Consider the following 6,632-nt stretch of genomic DNA (forward strand, 5'->3'; position numbering starts at 1 on the left):
TCTTCGGTGAGCGTAACAGCTGCTGGCGCTTTCTGGTCATTCCAGATCCTATAAAGCTGGTCCTGCGCATTGCGACTGAGGGATATGTTTTGATACAGTCGAAACAGAAGCTTCTTCTTGCCAGGCGCTGTTTCCCGCTCCATTGCCTGCCAGGAAGCCTGTTCGATAGAAGCTGCCAGGGCTGGTCGATTGTTTGGCCGGGTAAAAGTCCAGAAAAGGTCAGCTAACTGCGTAGTGAGTAAACGCAGATTCAACTCTTCAGATTTGCTCTTCAATAGGTTTTGATACGTAGTACTCAGGGTTATCGGGCTGATCTGACCCGTCAGCATATTCTCATATAGATTGATGTACGTGGCGGCTCGCGTTACCGGATTTGTTAACGTAGCAAGTTGAGAAATCATGGACGTATCAACGGGAAATATGCCGTAGCCTTGACCCGACGAGTTGAAAACGACAAAAGATGGAACGGCCTTTCCCACGGCTTCAGCTAAGTCAACGTCAGCCTGATTCATGGCAACCGTCAGTTCTTCCACACGGTTTGGGTAAACCAGCGCGACCTCAAAACCTTGTGGCCATACTCTTTTTGAACCATCTTCACCGCGCTGCGAGATAGTCAGCCGACTAATTTTACCAGCCTGTTTTTCCAGCCGATACGTAAATGCCGGACGGCCGGTTTCGTTCACCCAGATGTGGTTCCAGGCAGTCAGATCAGTTGGTGTGCGAGCGTCCAGAATGGCAATCAAATCAGACCACGTAGCGTTATTGAACGCGTATTTTTTTAAATAGTCCCGAAGCCCATCGCGCAGAGCAGTTTTACCCATGAGCCGTTCCAGCTGTCGCATCATAATTGGCGCTTTATGGTAAATAATGCCGCCGTAAAGCGTTCCTGCTTCCTGCAAATTGGCGAGTGGCTGACCAATCGGATTAGCCCCTTCAGTACGGTCGACGGAGTAAGCAGCCGGAAAATGATCGACGACAAACTGAAGGTCATAATTTGCATCGGGCGAGGAGACTTCCGTGATTTTATCGGCCATGAAGTTGGCAAACACTTCTTTTAGCCAGACATCCTCAAACCAGCGCATCGTGACCATATCACCGAACCACATGTGCGCCGTTTCGTGCGAAATCAACGTAGCACGCGATAGCTTCTGATCGCGGGTAGCGCCGTTATCCAGAAACAAACTCGATGCCCGGTAATCGATGGCGCCAACGTGTTCCATACCGCCGTACTGAAAATCGGGAATGGCCGCAAAATCAAACTTCTGGAACGGGTAGCGGATCTGGGTGTAATCTTCCAGAAAACGTAGCGCATCGGCATGGATGGTAAAAATAGGGTCCATGCTTAGCCGAATCTTGGTTGAATCTGTTTCGCGGTGCAGAAGTGTCATCGAACGACCGTCCAGCGTGCGCGTTACAGGCTTAAACTTACCGGCTACGAAGGAGAACAGATAGGTTGGAATTAAATCAGACGTACGGAAATTAACAGTCTTGCGCCCCGCTGCAACTACCGAGTCCTGAACAGACGCGTTTGTCATGGATTGCCAGGCGGCCGGGATGGTTAGCGAAACCTGAAACGTTGCTTTCAAATCGGGTTGATCGAAGCACGGAAAAACTGTTCGGGCACGGTCAGGAACAAGCAACGTATAGAGGTAATCATCGTTGCGATTCAGCGAAAGATTACCGGCCATAAATTGAATTGAAATAGTGTTTGTCCCGGGCTTCAGAAAAGCAGTAGAAATGATTAAATGTTCGCTCTCAAACGTAATCGGGATATCGGCATTGTTGACTGAAACTTTCTGTATATGAGCGCGTTCTTCTTTAAAGTCGAGTTGGAGAGAAGACTTGTTTTTGCGCCAGTTAAATGTAATCGTCTCACTCGCTAGAATTGGTTGGTTTTTCTGCGCGGGAATGTCGAACTTTAGGGCATAGGCTAGTTGGCTGATGGATTGTTTTCGTGCCTGCGCCAGCGTCTGTGATACGCCCGTTTCAAGGGTAAACGACCTGGTGGAAACTGAACGACGGTTGCAGGACATAACAATCAGAAAATAGAAGAGTAGCGTAGCGCCGTAACGAGTAATCTTAGAAGAGTTCCAGAACATTAGGAGACGTTTAATTCGTTTCAGGTTCCTCGTTTGATTTCCAAGTGGGAATAGTAAACATAAAACCTGGAGTGACATCGAAGAGAGGAGTTCGCAAGTTGGGTCAAAAATAAAGCACTCTATGAAACACTACGTATCTTTTCTGTTGCTATTGCTGGCGATAACAGGTCAGTCGACGTTGACGCTGGCCAATGCCATCCTGATTCCAATGGACGATCAGCAGACCAATCACCTCAAGGCGTATGGTATTGCGTACAAAATACTGAAAGATGATCAGGATGTCGATTGGCTGCTGAATTATCGGGGTGGTAGTTTCATGACAAAATATAGTACTGCCGTTGAAACAGAGTGCCGGGTTCGGGGAGTGTCGTTTGAGACGATCTCTGATTCAAAAGCGGCCTCAATTCGTCAGCAGCTGTCCGACCCTGATTTGAATATGAACGTAGTGACGCTTCAGAAAGCGGCCAAAATCATCGTGTATTCGCCCGTAAAAGTAGGCCCTGCGGAATTCGAAAATACGGATGCCGTTCTGTTGGTGCTGACGTACGCGGAGATTCCGTTCGAATTAGTGTATGACGAAGAGGTGCTGAAGGGCGATCTGGCAAAATACGACTGGCTACACTTGCACCACGAAGATTTTACGGGGCAATACGGACGTAACATGCACCGGCAATCGGTAGCCGACATTAAGGCTCAGGAAGACATTGCCCGCAAATATGGTTTCTCGAAAGTGTCGCAGATGAAGTTGTCAGTTGCCAAAAAAATCAAGGAATTCTGTGCGGGAGGAGGTTATCTGTTTGCCATGTGCTCCGCTGCTGAAACCCTCGACATTGCTTTGGCGGCAGAAGGGCTAGATATTGTTGGAAGTGCGTATGACGGTGACGGTGTAGACTCGGATGCGCAGGAAAAACTTGATTTTACCAAGACGCTAGCCTTCGGAAACTTCACGCTCGAAGCCGACAATGGCTATCGGGGTTTCTCTACGTTCTCTGATATCAATTCCTCCGGAGGACGGGGTTACGATCAGCCGAGTGGCTTTTTTGAGTTATTCAATTTTTCGGCCAAATGGGATGTTATTCCCGCTATGTTGTGTCAGAATCACGAAAACATCATCAAAGAATTTTTTGGACAAACGACAGCATTTCGAAAAGGAGCCGTAAAACCAAGCAGCCTGGTTATGGGCGAAGGGAAAGGCTCGCATCGCTATATCTACGGTGAAGTTGGACGCGGACAATGGACATTCTATGGCGGGCACGATCCGGAAGGTACGCGCGGAGGGGGATTCCGAAACCCTACGGATTTGAACCTGCATCCTCACTCGGCCGGTTATCGGCTTATTCTCAACAACGTACTGTTTCCTTCTGCGCGTAAGAAAAAACGCAAGACGTAGCAATTCATTAGCTTCTCTAGTAGAATCGTCGTGATATTGACACGGTTCCCTCCAGCCTATTAGCCGTTTTGACTAGTAGGCTGGGGTTTTCATTCCTGCTCTACCGTAAAGGTCATAAAGGAGAAGTTAAAAACCAGTCAAAAAATAGCTTACCCGTATCAGCTATCTTCAGATTTGGAAGGTGTTTGATATGCCTGATGTATGACCTGGTATTTTTTCTATAAAAATATAATATTTTAAAGTTGAAAATATTTAATTGGCTGATATTCAATAGTAACTAATAGAATAGTATTGTTTTTTTTAGAAAATATTAATTTTGTTGTGCTGATTTGCGTTATGAATGCATGAATTTGTTGGTTGTCGATAACTTCGATTCGTTTACCTACATGCTGGTCGATTACTTACAGCAGGCGGGTGCTACGTGCCGGGTTGTCAGAAATAACGAATCCTGGGGTAATTTGACAGGTAATCCGGTTGATGCCGTGGTGTTATCGCCTGGGCCGGGAATGCCCCGGCAGGCTGGCCGACTGATGGACGTAATTGATCATTACCATCGAAAGGTGCCTATGCTGGGCATTTGTTTGGGGCATCAGGCGCTGGGCGAATTTTTTGGTGCTACGTTGACACAGGCTCAACAACCTATGCATGGCAAACTGTCGACGATTCGAACACGTACTGACGATGTGCTGTGGAATGGGTTGCCTGTTGAGTTTAATGTAACCCGCTATCACTCGCTGGTGTTGACTGATTTGCCAAAACAGCTGGTTAGCCTGGCAACTACGGATCGACACGAAATAATGGCATTACGGCACCAGCATTTGCCAATATGGGGTGTTCAGTTTCATCCGGAAGCGGCCTTAACACAATATGGATTACAAATCATTGAAAACTGGATCGATTTTGTTTTGTTTACGCATAAAAAGAGCAGTTCTGCCACATCTATAACCAGACAATACGTATGAATTATCAAATTCGGGAGGAAGCAGGTTTTCGCTACGTAGAAGAAGGACAGGGCGAAGTATTGTTATTATTGCACGGTCTGTTTGGAGCACTTAGCAACTGGGATGGGGTGATCAATGCCTTTTCAGATCGTTATCGGGTTGTCATTCCACTCCTGCCAATTTATGAAATGCCTATACGGCAGGCTAGTCTGGAAGGATTATTGGCCTACATCGAAAAGTTTGTAGCTCAGAAATCGTTGCAGGATCTGACACTGCTGGGCAATTCGCTGGGTGGTCACCTGGCCATTCTTTACACCTTCAGTCACCCCGATTTAGTACGTAGATTAGTGCTCACGGGTAGTTCAGGCTTGTTTGAGAATGGTATGGGCGGCTCATTTCCGAAACGGGGCAGCTACGATTACGTTGCCGAGCGTGTTGCCTATACCTTTTACGACCCCAAAGTGGCTTCCAAAGAACTGATCGATGAAGTATTCGAAATAACCACGAGTATTCCGAAATGCATGAGTATCGTGGGAATTGCAAAGTCGGCGCAACGGAACAACGTAGCAAAAGACCTGCATCAGATTCAAATACCAACTTTGCTGGTCTGGGGGCTCAATGATACCATTACACCCGCCGAAGTTGGTCATGAATTCAACCGTTTAATTGCTGATTCAGAATTACATTTTATTGATAAATGCTGCCATGCTCCCATGATGGAACATCCTGAGCATTTTAATACGTTACTGGAGGATTGGCTGGCTCGTCATCCGGTTGCAGAACTGGTAGGTGAGTAAGGAGCGGTTATATACTCATTATTTGCCCGTCCTGTTGAACAACTGACCAACTGATTTCATTAATATTTGGAAACTATGCAAGTTTTTATGTAGTTTTCTGACAAACAGTTTTCTTTTAAAACCATTTACTATGCTGGCTGCCGAACTGATAGATCCTATGCTCCCGGCCCTGAAGCCAACCGACTCTGTCGGGCAGGCGTTGGACTGGATGCAGGAGCACCGCGTCGGGCAACTCGTACTGACCGATCAGGGCGAATACCGGGGTGTAGTTAGTGAAGAATTGCTAATGGACGCTGCCGACGATGAGCGGCCTGTTGGCGAAGTAATGCGTTTGTTTGAACAGACCTACGTCCTTGAAGAACAGCATCTGTTTGAAGTTTTAGGGCTGGTCATTCAGCATCAGATGGAGATTGTGGCGGTAATCAATGAAGGGCGGGAGTTCAGTGGCACCATTTCCGTAACCGAATTGCTCAAACAGTTTGCTCAGGAGCTTGGTGTTCAGGAAGGGGGCGCTATTCTGATTCTGAACATGAACGAACGCGATTATTCGATGTCAGAAATCAGTCGTCTGATCGAATCAAACAATGTTAAGATTATTAGCAGTTATTTTTCCAGTGCTGCTTACGGAATGCCGGATCGCTCGCGACTGACGCTTAAATTGAATCGACGCGATATCACTCCTGTCATCTCAACACTTGAACGTTTCGGTTATCAAATTGAAGCGGCCTTTGCCAATACACCCATCGAAAGTATTGACCAGGAGCGGCTTGATTCGCTCCTACGTTATCTTAATACATAAATATTAGCAAAGGGCGAAGGGCCACGGCTAGAGGATAAAACAGTAAAAACCTCTCTGCCTACCACCTTCTGCCCGCTGCCCTTCGTCTTTTTTCATGAAAATCGCCATTCACGGGCGCAACTTTCCCGAATCGGCCCGACCGTACATCCAGTCAATGTTTGAAGAACTGGCCCGGCGGCAGACCGAAGTAATTATTTCACAGGGCTATCGCGAGTTCTTGGACAACGCAGGCGTAACACATTACAGCCAGGCTACCTATACCGTCGACGAAGGCATAACGGACGCCGACTTTATTTTTAGTTTGGGGGGCGACGGTACGCTACTCGATGCGGTTACGCACGTAGGACCTAAGCAGATTCCAATCATCGGTATCAATATCGGGCGGCTGGGTTTTTTGGCTACCGTAGCGCCTGCATCGGTTCGCCTGATGATCGATGCGCTTTTTAATGAGCAGTACAGCATTGACGAGCGGACATTAGTGGGTGTTCGGTCTAGCCAGGATATTTTTGGAAAATTACCTTTTGGTCTTAATGACTTTACGATTACCCGTACGCAAACGTCGTCGATGATTACTGTGCATACGTACCTCGACGGTGAATTTCTAAA

General features: G+C 47.2%; 6 protein-coding genes. 5 read left to right on the forward strand and 1 reads right to left on the reverse strand.

Going from position 1 to position 6,632, the window contains the following annotated elements; genetic code table 11:
* Positions 1–2,099, reverse strand: a 2,099-nt coding sequence (locus ACOJS8_RS25375) for a M1 family metallopeptidase (protein WP_420151361.1), incomplete at its 3' end; no start/stop codon positions are given.
* Positions 2,100–2,220: 121 nt separating this feature from the next.
* On the opposite strand from ACOJS8_RS25375, the gene ACOJS8_RS25380 reads away from it, so the two are divergent.
* The 5 genes from ACOJS8_RS25380 to ACOJS8_RS25400 all read left to right on the forward strand — a co-directional run.
* Complete coding sequence (locus tag ACOJS8_RS25380) at positions 2,221–3,489, forward strand: asparagine synthetase B (RefSeq protein WP_420151362.1); 1,269 nt, start codon at positions 2,221–2,223, stop codon at positions 3,487–3,489.
* Between the two features lie 344 nt (positions 3,490–3,833).
* Positions 3,834–4,451 carry an anthranilate synthase component II gene (locus ACOJS8_RS25385; protein WP_420151363.1) on the forward strand — a complete coding sequence of 206 codons (618 nt, stop codon included), beginning with the start codon at positions 3,834–3,836 and terminating at the stop codon, positions 4,449–4,451.
* Positions 4,448–5,227 (forward strand): alpha/beta fold hydrolase, encoded by a 780-nt coding sequence (locus ACOJS8_RS25390; RefSeq protein ID WP_420151364.1) that lies wholly within the window; start codon positions 4,448–4,450, stop codon positions 5,225–5,227. Before ACOJS8_RS25385 ends, ACOJS8_RS25390 begins: the two co-directional genes overlap by 4 nt.
* 130 nt (positions 5,228–5,357) lie before the next feature.
* Positions 5,358–6,026, forward strand: coding sequence for a CBS domain-containing protein (locus ACOJS8_RS25395; RefSeq protein WP_420151365.1), 669 nt, complete (start codon positions 5,358–5,360; stop codon positions 6,024–6,026).
* 94 nt (positions 6,027–6,120) lie between these two features.
* On the forward strand, positions 6,121–6,632 hold a 512-nt coding region (locus ACOJS8_RS25400), incomplete at its 3' end, for an NAD(+)/NADH kinase (RefSeq protein ID WP_420151366.1).

It is taken from the genome of Spirosoma sp., from assembly GCF_048594605.1.
GTDB lineage: Bacteria > Bacteroidota > Bacteroidia > Cytophagales > Spirosomataceae > Spirosoma.

Bases quoted from the DNA above. Each gene is read 5' to 3' on its own strand.
- ACOJS8_RS25380 (WP_420151362.1), top strand. From the start codon at position 2,221: ATGAAACACTACGTATCTTTTCTGTTGCTATTGCTGGCGATAACAGGT.
- ACOJS8_RS25395 (WP_420151365.1), top strand. From the start codon at position 5,358: ATGCTGGCTGCCGAACTGATAGATCCTATGCTCCCGGCCCTGAAGCCA.
- ACOJS8_RS25390 (WP_420151364.1), top strand. From the start codon at position 4,448: ATGAATTATCAAATTCGGGAGGAAGCAGGTTTTCGCTACGTAGAAGAA.
- ACOJS8_RS25385 (WP_420151363.1), top strand. From the start codon at position 3,834: ATGAATTTGTTGGTTGTCGATAACTTCGATTCGTTTACCTACATGCTG.